At 59.9% G+C, this 22,732-nt stretch carries 22 protein-coding genes and 1 pseudogene; 6 read left to right on the forward strand and 17 right to left on the reverse strand.

The features are described from left to right. Positions 1-5 precede the first annotated feature (5 nt). From ACLH1U_RS09220 to ACLH1U_RS09230, 3 genes are all read right to left on the reverse strand, one after another. On the reverse strand, positions 6-875 hold the full coding sequence (locus tag ACLH1U_RS09220) for an aldo/keto reductase (protein WP_032452576.1): 870 nt from the start codon (positions 873-875) through the stop codon (positions 6-8). A gap of 77 nt (positions 876-952) precedes the next feature. After that, positions 953-2,155: an MFS transporter gene (locus tag ACLH1U_RS09225; protein WP_411299208.1), complete on the reverse strand. Its 1,203-nt coding sequence runs from the start codon at positions 2,153-2,155 to the stop codon at positions 953-955. 72 nt (positions 2,156-2,227) lie between these two features. Then, entirely contained in the window at positions 2,228-3,364 is a 1,137-nt protein-coding gene (locus ACLH1U_RS09230; protein WP_411299209.1) for an alpha/beta hydrolase, read from the reverse strand. 171 nt (positions 3,365-3,535) lie between these two features. On the opposite strand from ACLH1U_RS09230, the gene ACLH1U_RS09235 reads away from it, so the two are divergent. Together ACLH1U_RS09235 and ACLH1U_RS09240 are read left to right on the forward strand one after the other, a co-directional pair. Beyond that, entirely contained in the window at positions 3,536-4,420 is an 885-nt protein-coding gene (locus ACLH1U_RS09235) for a LysR family transcriptional regulator (RefSeq protein ID WP_023289368.1), read from the forward strand. Between the two features lie 322 nt (positions 4,421-4,742). Next, entirely contained in the window at positions 4,743-5,129 is a 387-nt protein-coding gene (locus ACLH1U_RS09240; protein WP_072420345.1) for a VOC family protein, read from the forward strand. A gap of 181 nt (positions 5,130-5,310) precedes the next feature. On the opposite strand, the gene ACLH1U_RS09245 is transcribed toward ACLH1U_RS09240, so the two are convergent. Together ACLH1U_RS09245 and ACLH1U_RS09250 are read right to left on the reverse strand one after the other, a co-directional pair. Then, positions 5,311-6,927 (reverse strand): ABC transporter substrate-binding protein, encoded by a 1,617-nt coding sequence (locus tag ACLH1U_RS09245; protein WP_032452570.1) that lies wholly within the window; start codon positions 6,925-6,927, stop codon positions 5,311-5,313. Then, a pseudogene (locus ACLH1U_RS09250) lies at positions 6,928-7,041 on the reverse strand (hypothetical protein); the annotation flags it as partial. It lies immediately after the preceding gene. Between the two features lie 72 nt (positions 7,042-7,113). Here ACLH1U_RS09250 and mpaA point away from each other — a divergent pair. Beyond that, positions 7,114-7,821, forward strand: a complete 708-nt coding sequence (gene mpaA, locus ACLH1U_RS09255; protein ID WP_032452569.1) for a murein tripeptide amidase MpaA — start codon at positions 7,114-7,116, stop codon at positions 7,819-7,821. On the opposite strand, the gene ycjG is transcribed toward mpaA, so the two are convergent. Continuing rightward, positions 7,818-8,783, reverse strand: a complete 966-nt coding sequence (ycjG, locus tag ACLH1U_RS09260; protein ID WP_048297345.1) for an L-Ala-D/L-Glu epimerase — start codon at positions 8,781-8,783, stop codon at positions 7,818-7,820. The two genes, mpaA and ycjG, sit on opposite strands and share 4 nt — an antisense overlap. 102 nt (positions 8,784-8,885) lie before the next feature. Between ycjG and tpx the strand changes: the two genes are divergently transcribed. Then, the gene (gene tpx / locus ACLH1U_RS09265) at positions 8,886-9,392 is read left to right on the forward strand and encodes a thiol peroxidase (protein WP_334080039.1); all 507 of its coding nucleotides are present in this window, start codon (positions 8,886-8,888) and stop codon (positions 9,390-9,392) included. Between the two features lie 70 nt (positions 9,393-9,462). Here the strand turns inward: tpx and ACLH1U_RS09270 are convergent, their stop codons facing one another. The 3 genes from ACLH1U_RS09270 to ACLH1U_RS09280 form a co-directional block, all read right to left on the reverse strand. Beyond that, the gene (locus ACLH1U_RS09270; protein WP_411299210.1) at positions 9,463-10,515 is read right to left on the reverse strand and encodes an AbrB family transcriptional regulator; all 1,053 of its coding nucleotides are present in this window, start codon (positions 10,513-10,515) and stop codon (positions 9,463-9,465) included. 101 nt (positions 10,516-10,616) lie between these two features. Then, positions 10,617-12,158: a transcriptional regulator TyrR gene (gene tyrR, locus ACLH1U_RS09275; RefSeq protein WP_065806148.1), complete on the reverse strand. Its 1,542-nt coding sequence runs from the start codon at positions 12,156-12,158 to the stop codon at positions 10,617-10,619. Between the two features lie 172 nt (positions 12,159-12,330). After that, entirely contained in the window at positions 12,331-13,644 is a 1,314-nt protein-coding gene (locus tag ACLH1U_RS09280; RefSeq protein WP_017900788.1) for a 6-phospho-beta-glucosidase, read from the reverse strand. Between the two features lie 143 nt (positions 13,645-13,787). Between ACLH1U_RS09280 and ACLH1U_RS09285 the strand changes: the two genes are divergently transcribed. Beyond that, entirely contained in the window at positions 13,788-14,657 is an 870-nt protein-coding gene (locus ACLH1U_RS09285; RefSeq protein WP_223825673.1) for a LysR substrate-binding domain-containing protein, read from the forward strand. 99 nt (positions 14,658-14,756) lie between these two features. On the opposite strand, the gene ACLH1U_RS09290 is transcribed toward ACLH1U_RS09285, so the two are convergent. From ACLH1U_RS09290 to pspA, 6 genes are all read right to left on the reverse strand, one after another. Further along, positions 14,757-15,818, reverse strand: coding sequence for a YcjF family protein (locus ACLH1U_RS09290; protein WP_023289359.1), 1,062 nt, complete (start codon positions 15,816-15,818; stop codon positions 14,757-14,759). Beyond that, a complete protein-coding gene (locus tag ACLH1U_RS09295; RefSeq protein WP_032452561.1) occupies positions 15,815-17,212 on the reverse strand; it encodes a YcjX family protein in 1,398 nt (465 codons plus the stop codon). The genes ACLH1U_RS09290 and ACLH1U_RS09295 overlap by 4 nt, the downstream gene beginning before the upstream one ends. 102 nt (positions 17,213-17,314) lie before the next feature. Then, positions 17,315-17,533, reverse strand: coding sequence for a phage shock protein PspD (pspD, locus tag ACLH1U_RS09300; protein ID WP_002901915.1), 219 nt, complete (start codon positions 17,531-17,533; stop codon positions 17,315-17,317). Positions 17,534-17,561: 28 nt separating this feature from the next. Next, complete coding sequence (pspC, locus tag ACLH1U_RS09305; protein ID WP_411299211.1) at positions 17,562-17,921, reverse strand: envelope stress response membrane protein PspC; 360 nt, start codon at positions 17,919-17,921, stop codon at positions 17,562-17,564. Then, complete coding sequence (gene pspB, locus ACLH1U_RS09310) at positions 17,921-18,145, reverse strand: envelope stress response membrane protein PspB (RefSeq protein WP_023289357.1); 225 nt, start codon at positions 18,143-18,145, stop codon at positions 17,921-17,923. The genes pspC and pspB overlap by 1 nt, the downstream gene beginning before the upstream one ends. Positions 18,146-18,200: 55 nt before the next feature. Next, entirely contained in the window at positions 18,201-18,869 is a 669-nt protein-coding gene (gene pspA, locus ACLH1U_RS09315) for a phage shock protein PspA (RefSeq protein WP_004203910.1), read from the reverse strand. A 152-nt stretch (positions 18,870-19,021) separates the two neighbouring features. On the opposite strand from pspA, the gene pspF reads away from it, so the two are divergent. Further along, positions 19,022-20,011: a phage shock protein operon transcriptional activator gene (gene pspF / locus ACLH1U_RS09320; RefSeq protein ID WP_176221036.1), complete on the forward strand. Its 990-nt coding sequence runs from the start codon at positions 19,022-19,024 to the stop codon at positions 20,009-20,011. Here pspF and ACLH1U_RS09325 read toward each other — a convergent pair. Both ACLH1U_RS09325 and ACLH1U_RS09330 read right to left on the reverse strand, forming a co-directional pair. Beyond that, positions 20,002-21,393, reverse strand: a complete 1,392-nt coding sequence (locus tag ACLH1U_RS09325; protein WP_023289355.1) for an MFS transporter — start codon at positions 21,391-21,393, stop codon at positions 20,002-20,004. The two genes, pspF and ACLH1U_RS09325, sit on opposite strands and share 10 nt — an antisense overlap. 25 nt (positions 21,394-21,418) lie before the next feature. Continuing rightward, complete coding sequence (locus ACLH1U_RS09330) at positions 21,419-22,588, reverse strand: M20 aminoacylase family protein (protein ID WP_065806151.1); 1,170 nt, start codon at positions 22,586-22,588, stop codon at positions 21,419-21,421. Positions 22,589-22,732: the final 144 nt, after the last annotated feature.

Genomic DNA, 22,732 nt, shown 5'->3' on the forward strand with positions numbered 1-22,732 from the left:
CACGATCAGTCGTGGATTTTCACCCCCAGACAGCCGCGAACGAATTCAGGGTTAAAGTGTTTCACTGCTTCGCCAACGTAACCTAAATCCAGATCGCTAATTTGCGCCATTTCGCGCGCGGTGAGCGAGAAATCCCAGATGGCAAAGTTCTCTTCAATACGCTCCTGGCGGGTGGATTTAGGAATGACCGTGACGCCACGCTGCACGTTCCAGCGCAGGACCACCTGAGCAACGGTTTTTTGGTGGGCATCGGCAATCTCCTGCAGCATGGCCTCTTCATACGGATTATGTCTGCCACCGCCTAACGGCGCCCAGGCTTCCGGCTGAACGTGATAGTGCTTCATGGTTTCCAGCGCCGCCGGCTGGGCGAAATAAGGATGCAGTTCGACCTGATTCACCATCGGCCTGATTCTGACGGTTTCGCAGAAGTTAGCTAACACATGGGCGTAGAAGTTGGACACGCCGATCGCTTTGAGGGTACCGGCTTCATAAGCCTCCTCCAGCACGCGCCAGGCGCTGAAATAATCGCCCATCGCCTGATGCAACAGATAAAGATCGAAGTATTCCAGCCCGGATTTTTTTAAGGACGCGGCAATCCCGGCTTTCGCCATCCCGGCGTTGGCCATGTCCTGAACCCACAGTTTGGAGGTAATAAACAGCGCCTCGCGGGTACACAGACCTTCGGCGATGGCTTCGCGAACGGCCTCCCCCACCGCATCTTCATTATCGTAGACGGCGGCGGTATCGATGAGGCGGTAGCCGGTGCGAATGGCGTTCAGCACCGACCGCTTACACTCTGCTTTATCGGTCACCTTAAAAACGCCAAAACCCAGCATCGGCATTTTACGGTTGTTACTTAATACGCAATATTCCATGGTCAGCCCTCATCTTGTTTAACCATCATGGTAGGCCATAAACGTCGCCGTGATTACCCTGTCATTTGTGATTTGACTTATGCATCCAGCTCATTAATCGGCGTGCGCTGAGATGAGCTGATTTTGGCAGAGAGCAGAAAAGTCGCCCCTGCCGCCGCCAGCAGTAACAGACCGCTCAGTGCAAAATTGCTGCGCCATCCCAGACTACCAAACACCAGGCCGCCTGCCGTTGACCCGAGGGCAATCGATAGCTGGATCACGGCGACCATCAGACCACCGCCCGCCTCCGCATCCTCGGGCAGCGTCCGCGCAATCCACGTCCACCAGCCGGTGGGTGCGGCCGTCGCCAGCAGGCCCCACAGGCTTAACAGTACGGCGACTGATCCCGGGTGGTGTCCGGCCAGCAGAAGCGTTCCGGCAATCGCGGCCATGACCAAAGGGATAGCCACCAGCGTCGGATAAAACCGGGCGTTCAGCGCGCTCGAAATAAGCAGCGTGCCGACAAAACCGGCGGTACCCATTGCCAGCAATATCAGGGACAGACCAGAGGAACTGACTCGGGTCACGGTCTCCAGAAACGGTCGCACATAGGTAAATAAGGTAAACTGCCCCATAAAAAACAGCCCGCAGGCCAGCAATCCAAGGAATACCGTCGAGCGGCGGAACAAACCCAGCACGGTTCCCTGCGGCTGTGGTGCGCGCTGGCTTTTCATCGACGGCAGGCTAACGCATTGCCAGACGAAAGCCACCATCGCCAGCGGGACGAGACATAAAAAGGCGCCGCGCCAGCCGACGGTGGCCCCCAGGTAGCTGCCCAGCGGCGCTGCCACAACGGTGGCCAGCGCGTTGCCGCCGTTAAAGATGGCCAATGCGCGGGGGACCTGGCGTTGCGGCACCAGGCGAATGGCCGTTGCGGCCGACATAGACCAGAAGCCGCCGATGACGATCCCAATGAGCGCCCTGCCCAGCATATAAACTGGATAGCTGGACGCCAGGGCAATCATCATTCCCGAGACCGCCATCAGCGCCGTGAGCGCTAACAGAAGGTATTTTCGATCCCGTGCTCCCGCAAGGCGAGAAATGGTCAGGCTGGTCAGCACCGCCAGCGCGCCTGAAATGGCAATGCCCTGACCGGCTAATCCTTCGGTGACGCCTAAATCGCCAGCGATGGGCGTTAACAGGCTGACCGGCATAAATTCTGAGGCAATGAGCACAAATACGCAGAGCGTCATCGCCAGGACGCCGCTCCAGTGTGCCCGGGTGTTACTTAATGCAGACATTGTTTATCTCCGACAATACAAAGCCGCCCGCAGGCGCGTGGCGGCTTTGGGGATGTCTCCGGCACAGGAGATCTATTTCAGGTTGGTTTTAAAGAACTGCTCGAACTGACTAAAGGGAATTTTGCCTGCGGCGTTGTCATAAAGATCGACATGGTTTGCGCCAGGGACAATCACCAGTTCTTTCTCGTTGCTGCCAATAGCCTTATAGGCATCTTCGGCAAAATAGCGAGAATGGGCTTTTTCGCCAGTCACGATAAGCGTCGGAATAGTCACTTCGCCGGCATAATTCAGCAGCGGCATATTCATAAACGACAGCGGCATCGTCGCATTCCATGCCCCGGTTGAATTAACCGAACGCGGATGGAAACCACGCGGCATACGGTAATAATCGAAGAACTCTTTCAGGACCGGGTTGGGATTGGCGGGCAAGGTTTCCGGCAAAATACGATCGGCAGCGCTGACGTTGCCTTTATCATCAACATAAATGTCATGCCCGCCGGGGGCGAAAGTGCCGTTTGCCGCATCCTTCCAGCGCTGCGCGTTCAGGTACTGCAGTACCGCTCGGCGGTCGGCGGTCGTGTAGCGGTCTTTGCCATCGCCGACTCCATGCCCCATCGCGCGGCTCATGTCATACATGACGCTGGTCGCCACCGCTTTGACGCGCGTATCCATCGCCGCGTCGTTTAAGGCCATACCGCCCCATCCGCAAATGCCGAGCAAACCGATACGGTGGCGATCCACCTCTTTTTGCAGGCCGAGAAAGTCCACCGCGGCACTGAAATCCTCGGTATTGATGTCCGGCGAAGCCACGTTACGTGGGTAGCCACCGCTTTCACCCGTATAGGATGGGTCAAACGCCAGGGTGACAAACCCCTGCTCGGCCAACGTCTGGGCATACAGGCCGCTGGATTGCTCTTTTACCGCGCCGAAAGGACCGCTAACGGCAATGGCGGCCAGTTTGCGGTCGCCGCGATCCTTCGGCAAGTAGAGGTCTCCTGCTAAGGTAATCCCGTAGCGGTTGTGGAAGGTCACCTTACGATGATCCACTTTCGCGCTCTCAGGAAATGTTTTGTCCCATTTTTCAATCAAAGAGACAGGCGTATTCGGGTTAGTCGTATCAGCATAACTCATCGTTGTGACTCCACTTATTGAGGCGCAAAGCAGCATGGCAGGTATCGCGGCTGTCAGTTTTTTGGTGAAAACCGTCATCAAAGTCCCCTAAATAAACGTGATCAATGCAAATCTCCAGTAGACAACGCTGCTGCGCTTTGTTGTCGTGGGCTTAGTGTAGCCAGCAGTAATAGTGCTGATTAGTGGGTGAAAAATGCTAAGATTAATACCATATTGTTCTAAATGGCATGCGGATTACGAGGCGGGAGAATGGCGAAACGAGAAAACTATAATGACCTTTATCTGTTTATGCAGGTGGTGCGGGAAGGCAGTTTTACCGCCGCAGCGCAACGACTTGGCCTGGCGCAGTCCGGGATCAGCCGTGCGGTTCGTGAACTTGAAGAGCGCCTGGGCGTTCAGCTTCTGGTGCGCACCACCCGCCGTTTGTCGCTCACTCAGGCGGGTGAACAGCTCTATCACAATGTCGAATCCGGTTTCGACGCCTTAGATATGGGACTCGCCACGCTGGCCCACTATCGTCAAACGCCCTCCGGTACGGTACGCATCAATGCCAGCCAGCATGCCATTGATAAAGTCCTGCTGCCGAAGCTGGCAGTATTTAAACAACGCTATCCCGATATCAGACTGGAACTGATCAGCGAAAGCCGTTTTGTCGATATTATTGCGGAGCGATTCGATGCGGGCGTACGTCTGGGCCCGGAAGTCGGAAGCGGCATGATTGCGGTACGCATTTCGCCCGATATGGAGATGGCGGTGGTGGGTACACCGGAACATTTTCGACGCTACGGCTTTCCACAAACGCCCGCCGATTTAGTCGTCCACCCCTGCATCGCTTATCAGTTTGGCGACGGCAGCCTTTACGCCTGGGAACTTAACGTGGATGGCAAAAAAATCACTCATCCGCCGCAGGGACAGTGGGCTTTCGCCGATAGCTATATGGAAGCCAAAGCGGCCAGGCTCGGTCTGGGGCTGGCCTATGTCCCGGAAGAACTGATTACCGACGATCTAGCGCAGGGCACGCTTATCCGGGTGCTCCAACGTTATAGCCAGCGTCTGGAAGGTTCATTTCTCTATTACCCGCACCGCAATGTGTCGCCCGCGCTGAGAGCGGTTATTGATACATTGCGAATGTAGCAGAGGATGCCTGCGGGCAGCAGGTATCAGTTGGTGGAGGGGCTGAGCTCAGAGCTTTCGCTTAATTCCGAACTATGCAAATTGTCATGCAAGGCGGAAATGATCTTATATCAGTATCAATTTTGCGACTCGCCTATTTGATTATAAAGTTATAATACAGCACCGCTTCGTAACAAGTTAAACAACGCATATTTCCCTGCTGCGCAAACCCTTTTTCTTCGCCTACCCACGCCTGTTCTTGAAATACCTCTTAAACGCTTAAGCATTGCATTCCACCTCAGGACTGCCAGGCTATCTCTACGTCAATGGCAAAGGAGGCGTAATGAAAGTCCTCAATATTCTGATCCGGCGATGCGTGCTGCTGAGCTGTTATGAAGAAACCGTTTCGTTCTATGAAAACCTCATCGCGCAGAAGGCGAGGTTGCGTTTCGACTATCCTGAATACGATCTCAAACTGGCGCAGGTGGGTTCGGTGCTGTTAATCGGCGGAACCGAGAAAAGCCTGGCGCCTTTTCGCGCTACCGAGACCACTTTCCTGGTCAACGACATTTCCGCCTGGGAGAAACATCTGCCTTCCACCGGAGCAACGATTATCAACCCGGTGAAGATCGTGCCAACCGGCTGGAACATGCTGGTTCAGCATCCGGATGGTATGATTGCCGAATACGTTGAGCATCATGACAAAAACCCAGCGGATGAGATCTTCTGATGCTTCGCTTTCAGAGGGTTAGACCTGGTTTCAGTCGGCCATACTACCAGAAAAGTGATGCTTTCTACTGTGGCGGGAGAAGGTGAGCAGGAGAAGGTGAGCAGGAGAAACTGGCGCCGTAATCCGCGCCAGCTCCGGCTTCAGCAATGGCAACCTGCCCTGAGCAGGAGGCCAGTACGCATCAGTGTTTAACGATATACATGGTACGGCTATAGGCCACATCTTCCGGGTTGGTGATCGGGTAGCCTTTTAGCCACGGCTTAATCAGCCGACCGTTGGTGTACTGATAGATCGGCGCAATCGGCGCTTTGACCATAATGATCTTCTCCGCCGCGTTGTAATCGTCGTTACGCGCTTTGGCTGAATTTTCCACCGCCGCCTGGGCGAGGATTTTGTCGTATGCCGGATCGTTAAAGCGGGAGATATTTCCGCTGTGGGTGGAGGTCAGCAGCGACAGGAAGGTGGACGGCTCGTTGTAATCCCCTACCCACGAGGCGCGGATCACATCGAAATTGCCGGTGTTGCGGCTGTCGATATAGGTTTTCCACTCCTGATTCTGCAGCTTCACTTCCACGCCGAGGTTCTTCTTCCACATCGACGCCACCGCGATGGCAATCTTCTGGTGGTTCTCAGAGGTGTTATACAGCAGCGTCAGCTTCAGCGGGCGATTCGGGCCATAGCCAGCGGCAGCCAGCAGGGCTTTCGCCTGAGCGTTAAGCTCGGCCTGACTCATGCTCTCAAACTGCGACGGCTGCGGCGTGAAGCCCGCCGTTACGTCCGGGGTAAAGCGCCAGGCCGGTTTTTCCCCGGTCCCCAGCACTTTCTCCGCCATCACCCGGCGATCGATGGTCATACTCAGCGCCAGTCGCACGCGCTCGTCCGCCGTCGGCCCTTTTTGGGTATTAAAGGCGTAATAGTAGGTGCCCAGCTGCGGCGGGGTATACACCTGCCCCGGAATATCCTTCAGCAGCTTCTGATACATATTTTTCGGGAAAGATTCGGTGATATCGATATCGCCGGCCAGATAGCGTTTGGTGGCGGCGGACTCCTGGTTGATCGGCACAAAGGTGACCTGCTGGATCACCGTTTTGGCGTTATCCCAGTAGTGGGCGTTGGGCACCACTACCAGCTTTTCATTCACGACGCGATCTTTCAGAACATAGGCGCCATTGCCCACCAGGCTGCCGGGCCGCGTCCAGTTTGCCCCGCTGTCGACGTTCGCCTTTTGTACCGGGTAGAAGGCAAAGCTGGCGGTCAGGTTGCTGAACCACGGCAGCGGCTTATCCAGCTGCACCCGCAGGGTGTGGGCGTCGACGGCGGTGACCCCCAGGGTCTCCGGCGCGGCTTTTCCGTCAATGATGTTCTGCGCGTTGGCGATCCCCGCCAGCGCGGCAAACCAGGCGAACGGCGAGGTGGTTTTCGGGTCCACCAGACGCCGCCAGCTATAGACGAAGTCCTCAGCGGTGACCGGCGTGCCGTCGGACCAGCGGGCGTTATCGCGCAGGGTAAAGGTCCAGACGCGGTTATCGTTGCTCTGCCAGCGGGTCGCCACGCCCGGGATCAGGTTGCCTTTCGCATCCTGATTGACTAAACCTTCAAACAGATCGCGGATCACCTGGATTTCCGGCAGGCCCACCGCTTTAGCGGGATCTAACGAGGCGGGTTCATCTTTGATATGGCGCACTAACAGCTGGTTTTTCGCCAGTACCGTGCCCGGCGGTACGTCCGCCGCCCAGGCCAGAGAAGATACGCTGGCTAACCACAGCGCGCCGCATGTCAAAGCGACAGGATACTTCATAAGATCCCCTTTAAAATGAGAAAAAACACCGCCAACAGAGCGATAATTATTTGTTTCATCACCTGAAATTGCAAACAACATATGATAGAAAATTGATGTGCCGTCGGATTTCACGCCTCAGGGAATGGGTTTGATTCCAGCACGCTTTTCGCCAACACTACATAATAACGACACACAGGAAGCCCTATGTCTATTTCACGTCCTCGCCCGCAGCGCGGCGACTTTCCGCCGGGGACCCGGCAGTACGGCAGCTCGGAACTGGGCGCGCCGCTGCTGTGGTTTCCTGCGCCGATGGCCGACAGCCGCAGCGGCCTGATTATTGCCGGCACCCACGGCGATGAGAATTCGTCGATTGTGACCCTCTCCTGCGCCCTGCGCACCCTGAAGCCGGAGCTGCGCCGCCATCACGTGGTGCTGACGGTCAATCCTGACGGCTGTCAGCTCGGGCTGCGCGCCAACGCCCGCGGTGTTGACCTCAACCGTAACTTTCCGGCCGCTAACTGGAGACAAGGGGAAACGGTGTACCGCTGGAACAGCGCGGCGACGGAACGAGACGTGGTGTTATTGACCGGCGAACAGCCGGGCTCGGAGCGAGAGACCCAGGCCCTGTGTCAGTTGATCCATCAGATCCATCCGGCGTGGGTGGTCTCCTTTCACGATCCGCTGGCCTGCATCGAAGACCCGGGACACAGCCCGCTGGGACACTGGCTGGCCGACGCCTTCTCACTACCGCTGGTCGGCAGCGTGGGCTACGACACCCCAGGTTCCTTTGGCAGCTGGTGCGCTGATATCGGACTCCCCTGCATTACCGCTGAGTTCCCGCCGGTCTCCGCCGACGAGGCAACCGAGCGTTACCTGCCGGCGATGACCGACCTGCTGCGCTGGCAGGCTTAAAGATGAAGCACGCCGGTGCTGAACCGCAGCGCCGGCTCGACGTCCACCGCCAGCCATGTCGGGCCGTCGAGGTCGGCGAAGCGCGCCAGCGGCGCCAGGGGTAGCGCGGCGGCGATCCCGCGCGAGGTGCAGAGCATACAGCCCAGCATCCGTCCAAAGCCCTGTCGTTCTGCCTCCTCGGCGAGGGCCAGCGCTTCGGTCAGGCCGCCCGTTTTGTCCAGTTTGATATTGACCATCTCATAGCGTCCGCGTAGCCTGGGCAGGCTCTCCCGGGTATGGCAGCTCTCGTCGGCGCAAATTGGCAGCGGATGGACGAAATTTTCCAGCGCCGCATCGGCGTCGGCAGGGAGCGGCTGCTCAAGCATCGCCACGCCGAGGTCCGCCAGCAGCTGGCAGCGCGCCGCCAGCCCCTCGCTGTGCCAGGATTCATTGGCGTCGACAATCAGCGTAGCCTCCGGCGCCGCCTGTCGGATAGCGATTAACCGCTCGCTGATCAGCCGGTCGTCAAGCTTCACCTTCAACAGCTGAGCGCCCTTCTGCCACAGCGCCGCGGCGCTGGCCGCCATCTGATCCGCCGTGCCAATGACCACCGTCTGGGCGGTGATCACCCGGTTTGGCAACGTCACCCCCAGCAGCTGGGGCAAGGTTTTGCCTTCGCGCCGCGCCTGCAGATCCCACAGGGCGCAGTCAATGGCATTGCGCGCGGCGCCTGCCGGCAGCAGCCGCTGCAGCTGTTCGCGGGTAAGTCCCGCCTCCAGCTGCTCGCCGATCGCCATCACCTGGGCCATGACCGAAGCGATGCTCTCGCCATAGCGGGGATACGGGGTGCATTCCCCCACCCCTTTCACACCGTCCTCTTCCAGTTCCACCACCACCACTTTTGCCTCGCTGCGGCTGCCGCGGGCGATCACAAAGGGGGTGTGGAGCGGCCAGGCTTCCTCATACACTCGCACGTTGCGCATTCCCTTGTCCTCTCTGGTAAATGTTAAATAGGGTTTGCCGTGTAGCTGGCGGATGTCATACACTACTCGCGACGTTAACTATATGTAAACAGGAAGATAACCATGTCACAAACCGTGCATTTCCAGGGCAACCCCGTTTCTGTTCAGGGCACCATTCCGCAGGCAGGCGCTAAAGCGCAGCCGTTTACGCTGGTCGCCAAAGATCTCTCTGACGTCGCGCTGAGCCAGTACGCCGGCAAACGTAAAGTACTGAATATTTTCCCGAGCATTGATACCGGCGTGTGCGCCGCATCAGTGCGTAAATTCAACCAGCTGGCCGCTGAACTGGACAACACCGTGGTGCTGTGCATTTCCGCTGACCTGCCGTTCGCCCAGTCCCGCTTCTGCGGCGCGGAAGGCCTGAGCAACGTGGTGACCCTTTCCACGCTGCGCGGCGCCTCGTTCCTCGCTGACTACGGCGTCGCCATCGGCGCCGGTCCGCTGGCGGGCCTGGCCGCTCGCGCGGTGGTCGTTATCGATGAAAACGATCAGGTTGTCTACAGCCAGCTGGTGAACGAAATCACCGAAGAGCCGGACTACGACGCCGCGCTGGCCGCCCTGAAAGCCTGATAACAGACTGCCCGGGGGCATCGCGCCTGCGGACATGCTATGTACTCAGCCCTCGCTCTGCGGGGGCTTTTTATTGCCGCGGCGCATAGCGGGAAATAGCCCGCGCCATCGCCGGGCCGGTCAGCAGGATGGTAAACAGCCGCAGCGTCTGAAGCGCCATAATAAACGACATATCCGCCCGGGTGCCGGCGGCGATAATCGCCACCGTGTCGAGTCCGCCAGGGCTGGTGGCCAGATAGGCGGTCATGAAATCCATCTGCAGAATGTGGGTCAGGCCGAGGGCCATCAGGGCGCACATCAGGATCAGCCCAAGAATGGAAGCGATAATCTGCGGCAGCGTCTTCAGGGCCAACAGAAACACCGCCTTGTTAAACTTCAGTCCCACCGTCCAGCCCAGCACCGCGTAGGCCATCGCCAGCAGCCACTCCGGCAGCTCCAGCATCACCCAGCCGCCCCCCTGGGTCAGCGCGCCGAGCAGCATCGGCAGCAGCATGGCGCCTGAAGGAATGCGCAGCCGCACGCCCAGCCAGCAGCCCGCCGCTGTCAGCAGCAGCGTTAAAGGGAAATGAAGGGTCAACGGTGGAAACCAGACGATAGCCTGGCTCATTGTTTGCGCCTCGTTGCCCAGGGCATAGCGCACCACCAGCGCCGCCGCGCCGACGACAAACAGCACTCGCAGATACTGCATCAGCGCCACCAGGCGTACATCAGCCCCGTACTCCTGAGCCATCACTACCATTGCCGACGCCCCGCCGGGAGAGCTTCCCCAGGCGCCGGTGGCGCCCGGCAGCGCGCTGTAGCGGACCAGCAGCCAGCCGGTGAGGCCGCTGATCGCCAGGGTCGTTAACAGGATCGCCAGCACCAGCGCCCAGTTGTTGAACAGCACGCCAAAAACGGAGGGGTTAATGGCGCGGGCGATCATACAGCCGACGATAGCCTGCGCCGCCAGATAACAGGCGCGGGGGATCCTCAGCTTCACCCCGCGCAGGCTCAAAATCAGACCGGCAATCAGCGGCCCCAGCAGCAGCGCTGCCGGCAGATGAATGCGTAACAGCAGCGAGGAAAAGAGAATTGAGAGCAGCAGCAATGTCAGCCATTGCCCGATCGCGCGACGCGACGCCAATATGCACCACCCCGGAAAAAGGATTAAAAAACCAGTATATACAGGTTTAGCCCGCTTTGCAGGCCGGGATACCGGCGACGAGCGTCGCCGGCGTTCAGCGATTATTCGTCGCCCTTTTTCTGACTCAAACCATATTCGCGCAGCTTATTGGCGATGGCGGTATGCGACACCCCCAGCCGCTTCGCCAGCTTACGGGTGCTGGGGTAGCTGCGATAGAGCTGGGTCAATACCGAGCGCTCAAAGCGGCGGGTAATATCGTCCAGCGATCCTTCCATGGCCTCCTCGCCCACCGGCAGCGAGGCGACGTCGTGGTCCGGCAGCAAAATATCCTGCGGACGCAGCTCGAATCCTTCCAGCTGGGTTAGCGCGCGATAAACGGCATTCTTCAGCTGGCGGACGTTGCCGGGCCAGCTGTAGCGGGTAAGCACCGTACTGAGGTCGGCGGAGAGCTTCGGTCGGGGGATCCCCTGCTCATCGGCAAAGCGCGCCACAAACAGCTCGGTCAGCGGCATAATGTCCTGCGGGCAGTCGCGCAGCGGCGGCAGATACAGCGTCAGGACATTGAGGCGATAGTAAAGATCTTCCCGGAACAGCCCTTTCTGCACCAGCTCGACCAGGTTTTTCTGCGTCGCGCAGATCACCCGCACATCGACGTGCACCTCATGATCCTCGCCGACGCGGCGGAAGGTACCGTCGTTGAGGAAGCGCAGCAGCTTGGTCTGCATTCGCGGCGACATCTCGCCAATTTCATCCAGCAGCACCGAGCCGCCGTTAGCTTGCTCAAAGAAGCCTTTTTTGCCCTGCAGCGCGTCACCGAACAGCTCGCTCTCAACGGCGTCCTCAGGAATGGAGCCGCAGTTGAGCGCCAGATAGGGTTTGCCCGCCCGCGGACTGGCCAGATGGCAGGCGTGCGCCAGCAGATCTTTACCCGTGCCGGTGTCGCCGACAATCAGCAGCGGCGCGCTGAGCATCGCCAGCTTACGCGCTTGCTCCACCACGTGGCGCATTTTCGGCCCCACCGCGAGGATCTGGCTGAAGGCGCTGGTGTCCTGGCTGGTCATGGTCTGCAGCTGGCGTCCCATGCGCACGGTTGAGCGCAGCATCGCCACAGCGCCGGTCAGCACTCGCTCGTTATGCTCCCCTTCCAGATAAACCGGGGTCACTTCCAGCAGGTAGTTCTGCCCATTCACCACCACATGCTCCGCCAGCGTCTCTTGCGGGCTGCTTTCCAGCCAGCGCTGGGCGTTAAAATCGTCGATCAGTTGCGCCACCGGATGGTTGCGCAGCTTCGCCTGGCTTTGGCCAAACAGCAGGCAGCTGGCGGGGTTGGCCAGTTCGACCCTGCCTTTGGTATCCAGCGACAGCACCGGCTCCGGCATCGCCACCAGCAGCGCGCTCAGCGCCAGATGTTCACGCTCGGATGGCATCCACGGCACGGTGCGCACGTCTGTCACGCCGGCGATACGGCGGATCTCCGCCATCAGGCTGCTGAAGGTGGCGAACTCCAGTTCGGCAAAATTGAGGTAGATACGGCCAATAGGGTCAATATCGATACCACGCAGATCAATGCCGCGCAGCACCAGCAAATCGAGCAATTCACGAGTCAGACCGAGGCGGTCTTCACAAAAGACTTCAAGACGCATGGGAGTGTTCACCCTAAAAGTGCCAATGACCGGAGAATAATAGGCCAGGAATGGACTTTCGGGAAGCTAACTGTCAACAATTATTGACAGCATGGCGGAAAAATGGGCGTTGCGCCGTAAAGTCAGGCGGTCAGTGGTCAATTAACCGGCCGTCCGGCCGGTTAATTGGGGGTTAAGCATGGAAGGCAGGCAGCCACTGGCGGTTATGGGCGATCACGTCATCCAACGCTTGTTCGAGCTTCTCGCCGCTGACAATCAGCGGATTCAGCACCAGCGCGCGCCACGCCGTATGGCGGTTGCCGGTGATGGCGGCCTCGATGGTCAGCTGTTCGAAAGATTTCATCAGCTGCAGCAAACGCAGGGTATCGTCAGGGAACGGCGCCACGTTGAGGGGCAGCGGACCGGAAGCGGTGATCAGCGAGCTGACCTCCACCGCACAGTCATCCGGCAGGCCATTGATGGCGCCGTTGTTGCGCGTGTTGACGTGCATGATAATGCGCTTGTCGTTGTAGATGGCATTCATCAGCTCGCAGGCCGCCTCGGAATAGTACTGACCGCCACGGCCCTCCAGCGCCTTCGGTTTAACCGCGAGGTGCGGGTCGCTGTACTGTTCAAACAAGGTTTTTTCCAGTTGCTTAACCACTTCGCCACGGGTCCCTTCGCCGCCCGCCTCCGCCAGCTCCTGACGCAGCAGATCGTCCTTCATGTAGTAATAACGCAGATAGGCGCAGGGGATCATGCCTAAGCCCTGCAGGAGATGCGACGGCCAACGGAACGGCGGAATGTTGCGCGGCACCAGCGGATCCCGACCGGCATTGATCTCGGCGATGACCTCCGGCAGCCACTCTTTTCCTTTGTGCAGGATCTGGCGCACGAAGATAAAGTGGTTCAGGCCGGCGACCTGCATCACTACCTCCTTTTCGTCAGCGCATTGCAGCAGGGTGGTCACCCCTTTTTGCATAATCACCGGCACATTACACAGGCCGACGGCTTTGATGCGACTGTGGCGCAGGATCGCTTCGGTCACCATCCCCGACGGGTTGGTAAAGTTCAGCAGCCAGGCGTCAGGGCAGAGTCGTTCCATATCGGCAGCAATCGCCAGGGCGATGGGAATGGTACGGCAGGCATTGGCGAAGCCCCCAAGGCCGTTGGTCTCCTGGCCGATCAGGCCATACTTGAGGGAAATACGTTCATCGCTGATGCGGGCGTCAAGGCAGCCGGCGCGAAACTGCGAGCAGACGAAATCGGCATCGCGCAGGGCGCTCTCCCGATCCAGGGTAGCCACCACCTCGATGGTCAGCCCGGCTTTGGCGATCATTCGCCGCGCCAGTCCGGCGATGATCTCGACTTTCTCTCTGCCCTCTTCAATGTCCACCAACCATAGCGAAGCGACCGGCATCTCGTGATAGCGGTTAAGCAAACCTTCAATCAGTTCCGGGGTGTAGCTGGAGCCGCCGCCAATCACCACAATTTTGAGTCCTGACATGGTATACCTCGGTTTAGTTACGATATAACTATTTAAAACCGGCCAAACTGGCGTAACAAACGAATTAAATCGGCCTATGCATGAAGCAAATTAATGCATAAGGGAGACAACCTGTGCTTGAACAACAAAGCATCCTTGCGCTGCTGCAGACCTTTGAGGTGACCGCCCGCCATTTGAGTTTTACCCTCGCCGCGCATGAAATGAACCTGACCCAGGGGGCGGTCAGCCATCGGATCCGCAAGCTGGAGATGCATATCGGGTTTCGCCTGTTTATTCGCATGACGCGTAAACTGGCGCTGACGGAGGAAGGCAAACGCCTGCTGACGACGTTGAGCCATTCGCTGCGGGCGATTAACGATGAAATTGAGGATATTCGCGAACAGGATCTGCGCGGCACGCTGCATATTGGTATTGCGCCGACCCTGGCCCATCTTTGGCTGATGCCGCGTCTGCCCCGCTTCCAGGCCCAGTGGCCGGGACTAAATCTACAGTTTCGCGTCCGCGCCGGGGTGATGGATTTTAACGAGGAGCGGGTGGACCTCGCGATTTATTACGGCGCCACGCGCTATCCCGATCTTTATCAACAACGGTTGATGGCGGAAAGTTTGCTGCCGGTCTGCTCTCCGGAGTATCGCCGGCAGTATCGCCCGCTGAGCGGCGGGGACGCGGCGGCGATCGTCTGGATCCATGCCTGCGAATCCACCGACGTGCAGGATCAGTTTGCCGAATGGCGCCTGTGGTGCCAGCAAAGCGGACAGGCGTTACCCTTTGACGGCCGGTATTACGCGGTGAACAACCACTCGCTGGCCATTGAGATGGCGTTGAATGGACTCGGGGTCGTGATGGGACGTAAAACGCTGATCCAGCCGCTGCTCGCCACCGGGAGACTGGTAGCCTTGTCCGAAGACGAGGCGGAATCTCCCTTTGGCTATGATCTGATTTGTCCGCAGGAGAACCGCTCGCGCCCGCGCTTTCGCGCCTTCAGCGAGTGGCTGGCGGCGGAATGCGTATGACCGGACATTGCCCGCGGCGCGGCAGGTGCGTAAGCCTGGACTCGACCTCGCAGGCCGGGCAAGGCCAAACCGCCGCCCGGCGATGTCTCTGAGCGGAGGTTACTTCTCCGGACTGGTTTTGCTTTTCTGCAGGGTCTCTTTCAGCTGGCCAATCAGCTCGCGACGAAAATCGCCGAGCCGCGGTTTATCATCGGCGATCCACGGCAGCGGGCGGCACAACTCCATCGCCTTGATACCAAGGCGGGCGGTAAGCAGACCGGCGCCGATGCCCTGCGCGGCGCGCGCCGACAGCCGGGCCGCCAGATCCTGCGACATCCAGTCCATGCCCACCTCGCGCACCAGTTCGCTGGCGCCGGCGAAAGCGATATTCAGCAGCACCAGGCGAAACAGACGCAGGCGGCTGTAATACCCCAGCTCAATGCCGTACAGGGTGGCAATTCGGTTGATCAGCCGCAGATTGCGCCAGGCGATAAACGCCATATCCACCAGCGCCAGCGGACTGACGGCGATCATCAGCGTCGACTCCGCCGCCGAACGGCTGATTTCCCGCCGCGCCTGGGCATCGAGCACCGGCTGCACCAGCTGGGCATAGAGGCTGACCACTTCCCGGTCGCTTTGCGTTTCGTGGATGGCGGCATACCAGCGCTGCAGCGCCGGATGCGACTGATCCAGACCCGCCTGCTGCGCCAGCTTCTCACAGAAGGATTTCGCTTTGCCGACCGCGTGACTGTGCAGCATATCGCGGGCTTCATCGCGTTCGTGGGCGCGCTGGCGCAGTCGCCACAGGCGGCGCCACTCGGTGGCCACCGATCCGACGCCGGCGCCGACGATCAGCGCCCCGGCAGCGCAGCCGCCCAGCGCAATCCAGTCCTGCGTCTGCCAGGCGTTGGCGGTCCACTGCACCCCTTGCGCCACGACGCTGACGCCGAAGATCGCCAGGCCAGCGCTGACCATCCGCCGCCACAGACTGCGTTTCGGCCGTAGCACCGACTCCACCACCGCCTCTGCCGCTCCCTCTTCCTCTTCGCCGGTCACCAGAAGCGCCGGCGCGAAGTTGTCGGCTTCCCGTCGGTCGAAGGCGCGGGCGCTTTTCAGCGGCGGCGTTTTTTCCGCCTGCAGCGGGCCATCAAAATCAATCCGCGGTTTTAACGGTTCGCTCATCGCAGTTTATCTCCAATCAAAAATTCCAGCGCCGCGTCGAGGCGAATGTGCGGCAAGGGCCGATCGACATCCATGACCTGCGGACGAAAGTTTTCAAACTGAAATCCCTGCTGCTGCCAGAAGGCCTGCCCCGGCAGGCGCGCCGGCACCTCGCCGGGATAGATGGTCAACGGCTGGCCGTCGCTCAGCCGATTGCCGCGCAGGGCGGGGATTTTCTCGCCGTTCAGCTCAATCAGCCCGCTCTGGGTCGCCTGAATGGACGCCAGCCCCAGGCAATCCATACTGATCCCCTCGAAGGCGGCATTCTGCCACGCGTCCTGGATCAGCTGCTGCAGGAGCGACACCATATTGCTGTGCTGATCCACCGTGACGTGGTCAGCTTTGGTGGCGGCGAACAGCAGCTTGTCGATGACCGGCGAAAACAGCCGGCGGAACAGGGTGCGCTGCCCGTAATGGAAGCTTTGCATCAGCTGGGTCAGCGCCAGGCGCATATCGTTAAACGCCTGCGGCCCGCTGTTCAGCGGCTGCAGGCAGTCCACCAGCACAATCTGTCGGTCGAAGCGCAGGAAGTGCTCTTTGTAGAACCCCTTCACCACCTTTTCGCAGTAGTACTTGTAGCGTTCGCGCAGCATGCCGGCGTTGCTGTGTTTATCGGCCTGCGCCAGCTTGGCTTCGCCGACGGCATCGACGTCAGGCCATGGGAAAAACTGTAGCGCCGGCGCGCCGGCCATTTCGCCGGGCAGGACAAAGCGTCCGGGCTGGATAAAGTGCAGCCCTTCGCGCTTACAGGCGTGCAGATAATCCGTCCAGGCGGCGGCGATCTCGGCCAGCCGGGCCTCGTCGGCAGGGGCCAGCGGATCCAGCCCGGCGCACAACTGCCGCCAGCGGGTCGACCACTCCGCACGCTGTCCCTGCAGGAGTCCGGTCATCTGCCGCGACCAGCTCAGATAATCCTGCGCCAGCATCGGCAGATCGAGCAGCCACTCGCCCGGATAGTCGACGATCTCCAGGTACAGCGTGGAGGTGTCTTTAAAATGGCGCAGCAGGGAGTCGTTGGAACGGTAGCGCAGCGCGAGACGGATCTCGCTAACGCCGCGCGTCGGGGTTGGCCACATGGGGGGCTGGCCGTACAGCTGGGCCAGCCCTTCATCGTAGGTGAATCGCGGAATGCCAAAGTCCCGCTGCGGTACGCGCTTGACGCCGAGCAGTCGCTCTTCGCGCGCGGCGCTCAGCAGCGGCAGGCGGGCGCCGGTGTGAATATTCAGCAGTTGGTTGACCAGCGCGGTGATAAACGCCGTTTTGCCGCTGCGGCTCAGGCCGGTCACCGCCAGCCGTAAATGCCGGTCAACCCCGCGGTTGACCAGCGCATTCAATTCAGTTTTCAGTCGCTTCATCGCCAGTCCGTTATGCCCTGAAGGTGTGTCTCGTCATCATAAGCTATCTGCCGGGGATAAGCAGGAGAACGTGAATCCTTTTGCGCCTTCCCCACGGCGGCGTTATTTCATCCCGCGCGTGACGCGGTTGGCCAGCCGGCTGAGCAGCGGCTCCAGCGCCACCGCCAGCAGCATTTTCAGCGGCCGTCGCGCGACCGATTTGACCGCCCAGCCGGCAACGCCCGCCGGGCCATAACGCAGCGCGGTCAGCAGCGCCAGCTTACCGACGATTTTCAGGCCGGGCTTAACCTGCTGCCCGGCGCGTTGCCATTTGCTATTCATGCGTTGCCTCACTCGTTAACAACAGGATTTACAGCTGACGAAAGCGGCTGCGCAGCGTGAAGGTGTCGGAGGTGACGTACCGTTCCATCTCACGCAGACGCTGTTCGTCGGAGGCCAGTTCGGCATCCACGGCGGCCAGCAGATCGCCATTGCTCGGCGCTTTGTGGCCGTAAAGCTCACTGTCCGGCATCGGGTCCAGGGCGAAGGTCAGAATGATGTAGGCCACCAGGACGAAGAAAAAGAGGCCAAAAATCATCGCCAGCACGGTAATCAGGCGCACCAGCTTCACCGGGACATCAAGATGCTGAGCAATACCCGCGCAGACGCCCTTGACCATCCCGCGCTGCGGGATACGCCACAGTTTTTTATTCAGATCCAGTCCAGCCATTATTTGTCTCTCCAGTTCGGATGTTCGGCATCCAGGATCGCTTCCAGCGCCTGAATGCGCTCGCGCATCCGCTTCGCGTCATCGGTCAACTGCAGCAGCCGTTGCTGCTCATTTTGCGTCAGCGTCCCGTTGGCGCCGCGATTGTTGTAGTGCAGCCACAGCCAGACCGGCAGAACAAACAGCACAAACAGCGTCAACGGAATGGCGAGAAAAAGCATGCTCATGTGTACTCCTTACAGGGGGTGAGCCGCGGCGCAACGCCGCGCCGCGCAATCGTACTTACTGGTTGGACTGATTCATTTTGGCTTTCAACGCCGCCAGCTGCTCGCTGATTTCATCGTCCGCTTTCAGTTCGGCAAACTGCTGATCCAGCGTCTGCTGCTTGCCAAAGCGGTGACTCTCCGCTTCCGCTTCCATCTGATCGATGCGACGTTCAAAGGATTCAAAGCGCGCCATCGCCTCATCCAGTTTACCGCTGTCCAGCTGGCGACGCACATCGCGGGACGAACTCGCCGCCTGATGACGCAGCGCCAGCGCCTGCTGACGGGCGCGGGTTTCGCTGAGTTTGTTCTCCAGCTCGCCAATCTCTTTCTTCATGCGCGCCAGCGTTTCATCCACCAGCTGCACTTCGTGGTCCAGCTGAGCAATAAGGTCGGTCAGCTTCTGTTTTTCGATCAGCGCCGCCCGGGCCAGATCCTCTTTCTCTTTGCGCAGGGCCAGCTCGGCCTTTTCCTGCCATTCCGCCTGCTGGGCGACCGCCTGCTCAATACGACGGGTCAGCTGTTTCTTTTCCGCCAGCGCGCGGGCCGACGTGGAACGTACCTCAACCAGGGTGTCTTCCATCTCCTGGATCATCAGACGCACCAGCTTTTGCGGGTCCTCGGCTTTCTCCAGCAGGGAGTTGATGTTGGCGTTCACGATGTCGGCAAAACGAGAAAAAATACCCATAATTTCAGTCCTCATAGTTCTGGTTGCAGGCATTCACCTGTGGCTTAGCTAATACAAATGGCGTGCCAACTTTTTATCTTATTGATTTTAAACACAGTGGTTGCGAAACAGGCAGGGCATTGCTACAGTCACCTGGTTAATCACACTACTTAATGGCGAAATTCATCATGGCGCAGTACAAGGATAATTTGCTGGGCGAGGCCAACAGCTTTCTCGAGGTGCTGGAACAGGTTTCCCGGCTGGCTCCGCTGGACAAACCGGTGCTGGTCATCGGCGAGCGCGGTACCGGGAAAGAGCTTATCGCCAACCGTCTGCACTACCTCTCCGCCCGCTGGCAGGGGCCGTTTATCTCGCTGAACTGCGCGGCGCTGAATGACAATCTGCTCGATTCGGAGCTGTTTGGCCACGAAGCCGGGGCCTTCACCGGCGCCAGCAAGCGCCATCCCGGACGCTTCGAGCGCGCCGACGGCGGGACGCTGTTTCTCGATGAGCTGGCGACGGCCCCGATGCTGGTGCAGGAGAAGCTGTTAAGAGTGATTGAATATGGCGAGCTGGAGCGCGTGGGCGGCAGCCAGCCGCTGCAGGTCAACGTCCGGCTGGTGTGCGCCACCAACGCCGACCTGCCGCGGATGGTGGAGGAAGGCCATTTCCGCGCCGACCTGCTCGACCGTCTGGCCTTCGACGTGGTGCAGCTCCCGCCGCTGCGCGAACGGCAGAGCGACATCATGCTGCTCGCCAACCAGTTTGCCATTCAGATGTGCCGCGAGCTCGGTCTGCCGCTGTTTCCCGGCTTCAGCGAACGAGCCACCGCCACGCTGCTCGGCTACCGCTGGCCGGGAAATATTCGTGAACTGAAGAACGTCGTCGAGCGCTCGGTCTATCGCCACGGCGACAGCGAGCACGAGCTGGACGCCATTATCCTCAACCCTTTCCGTCAGTCCGCGGCCTCCGTGCCGGAGGCCGCGTCCGGGGACGAACCGCCCGCCCTGCCGCTGGATCTCCGCGATTTTCAGCTACAGCAGGAAAAACGCCTGCTGCAGCGGAGTCTGCAGCAGGCGAAGTATCATCAGAAGCAGGCGGCGGAGCTGTTAGGCTTAACCTATCATCAGCTCCGCGCGCTGCTGAAAAAGCATCAGCTGTGAGAGGCGCGCGGCAGCAGCAGTGCGCTTACCGCCATCGCCCCCAGGCATAAGGCGGCGTTGAACCACAGGGCATACTGGGCGGCATGGGCCATACCGAGCGGCAAAAACAGCGCGAAAAGTGACGCCGTCACGGCAATCCCCATCGCCCCGCCCAGCGAGCTGCCCATCTTGTAGATCCCCGAGGCGACGCCAATTTTGTTCTCCGGCGCGTTGGCCACCGCCGTATCCGTTGACGGCGTGGCGTAGCAGCCCAGCCCAAGGCCGAACAGCACATTGCTGCCGAACACCACGCCGATATAAAGCGCCTTATCGAGAAAGGTGCAGGATATCAGGCCGATGGCGATGGCGGTCAGCACCGGGCCGGCCATCATCGGCAGCCGGGCGCCGTAGCGCTGCAGCAGCTTCTCGCCGACCCGGATCATCGCCAGGACGGTGACCAGATAGCCGAGGGTCATCATTCCACTCTCCAGCGGCGTCAGGTGGTGCCCCTGCTGCAGCCAGATGCTGGCGATCATCATGGTGCCAATCGCCCCGTTGAGCAGAAAGTTAGACAGCACCGCCGCGCCGTACGCCCGGTTGCGAAACAGCGCAAAATCGATCAGCGCCGCCTCGCCTTTGCGCAGCCCGCTGCGAATAAACACCGCGCCAGCGATCAGCGCCCCCGCCAGCATGCTCAACGACAGCGGACTGCTCCAGCCCCAGCCGTGGCCTTTGCTGATAAACAGATTCACCAGCACCAGCCCGGCGATAAGGCTCAGCAGGCCGCCAACGTCCAGCTTCTGCTGGCTGGCGCTGGCGCTGCGGCTCTCCGGCGTGCCGCGCAGTAACGCCAGCGCCGCCAGGGCAACGGCGATGGAAAAGACAAAGATCCAGCGCCAGCCCAGGCCGGTGGCGATAGCTCCGCCGACGAAGGAGCACAGGCCGCTGCCGCCCCACGAGCCGATGACCCAGAAGCTGACCGCCCGCTGACGCGCGCGCCCCTGGTACCAGGTCTTAATCAGCGCCAGCGTCGCCGGCATAATGCACGCCGCCGACAGCCCCTGCAGCACCCGGCCGGCGAGGAACAGCCCCGGCCCCTGGGCCAGTACCAGCATGGCGCTGCCGACGATGCTCAGCCCCAGCCCGAGGGTGGTCATTCGCATGCGGCCAAACTTGTCCGCCAGGCCGCCGCTGGCCACCACGAAACAGCCGCTGAACAGCGCGCTGAGGCTGACGGCCAGGGTTAAGGTCTCAAGGGAAATATCAAGACTGCTTTTCATCGCCGGCACGACGTTAATCACCGACTGGGCAAACAGCCAGAAGGTTAAAACGCTCAGCACAATCCCCACCAGCAGACGATCGCTGCCGACATAGGGGGTGTCGCTTACGGTGACAGTGCTCATTGCATGGCCCTCCCGTTTCCGGTGATTAACGCAGATAGTGTTCCGTCAGGCCGCACCACAGCGCCGCGCCGCTAAGCAACAGCGCGTCGTTGAAGTCATAGCCCGGGTTATGCACCATGCAGCGATCCGGCTCGTCGCCAGCGCCGATAGTGAAATAACTGCCGTGGGGGTGCTGCTCCAGCATGAAGGCGAAATCTTCACTGCCCATAAACGGCTTCACCTCGCCCACCTGCTCTGCGCCAAACAGCGCTGTGGCCACCTCCCGCACCATGGCGTTGGCCGCCGGATCGTTACGTAATACCGGGCTGCCGTTGACGTGGGTCAGCGTAGCCGTGGCGTTAAAGCTCTCCGCCTGAGCCACGGCAATATCATGGATCCGCTGCAGCACGGTCTCGCGTACCTGCTCATTGAGGGTGCGCACCGTGAGCTTCATCAACACGTGATCGTTAATGATATTGGGCGCATGTCCGGCCTGGATGCTGCCGACGGTCACGACCGCTGGCTCAAACGGGGTGATATTGCGCGAGACGATGGACTGCAGCGCGAGGGTAATATGGCAGGCCACTAGCGTGGCATCCACCGTATGCTCCGGTACCGCGCCGTGGCCGCCAACGCCCTTCACTTCAATATGCAGCGTATCGGAGGAGGCCATCATCGCCCCGTCGCGCAGACCGATTTTACCCAGCGGCTGACCCGGCATATTGTGCAGGCCGAAGATGGCGTCGCAGGGGAACTGGTCAAACAGACCGTCCTCGACCATCACCCGCCCGCCGTACAGCAACTCTTCCGCGGGCTGGAAAATCAGCTGCAGCGTCCCGTTAAACTGGCGGGTGCGCGCCAGATATTCAGCCGCGTAGAGCAGCGTGGTGGTGTGACCGTCATGGCCGCAGCCGTGAAAGCGCCCTTCAACCTGGCTTGCCCACGGCTTCCCGCTCCGCTCCTGCATCGGCAGGGCATCCATATCCGCCCGCAGGCCGAGGCGTTTTTTTCCTTGGCCGACGCGCAGCGTACCCACCACCCCGGTGCCCGCCAGGCCGCGATGAACCTCGTATCCCCATTCGCCAAGCAGTCGGGCGACCTCGCTGCTGGTCTGATGCTCTTCAAAGCCGATCTCCGGCTGCTGGTGGAACCGGCGACGTAAGGCAATAAATTGCGCCTCGTTGACCTGCAAGGCTTCAAGCAACGGATGTGTCATTTTTGTTATTCCTGTGTTGTGTTTGCACGACACTTTCGAGTTTATGCGGGTGAAACAGCTTTCAGGCGCGCTTTTTTGTTTTATATTGACGAGAAATGAATGAGTGTTTTTCATACATATCGGTTATGACAAAAAACAACCGGT

Source organism: Klebsiella sp. 1SOBk5mer, from assembly GCF_046603115.1.
In the GTDB taxonomy this organism is placed as follows: Bacteria; Pseudomonadota; Gammaproteobacteria; order Enterobacterales; family Enterobacteriaceae; genus Klebsiella; species Klebsiella quasipneumoniae.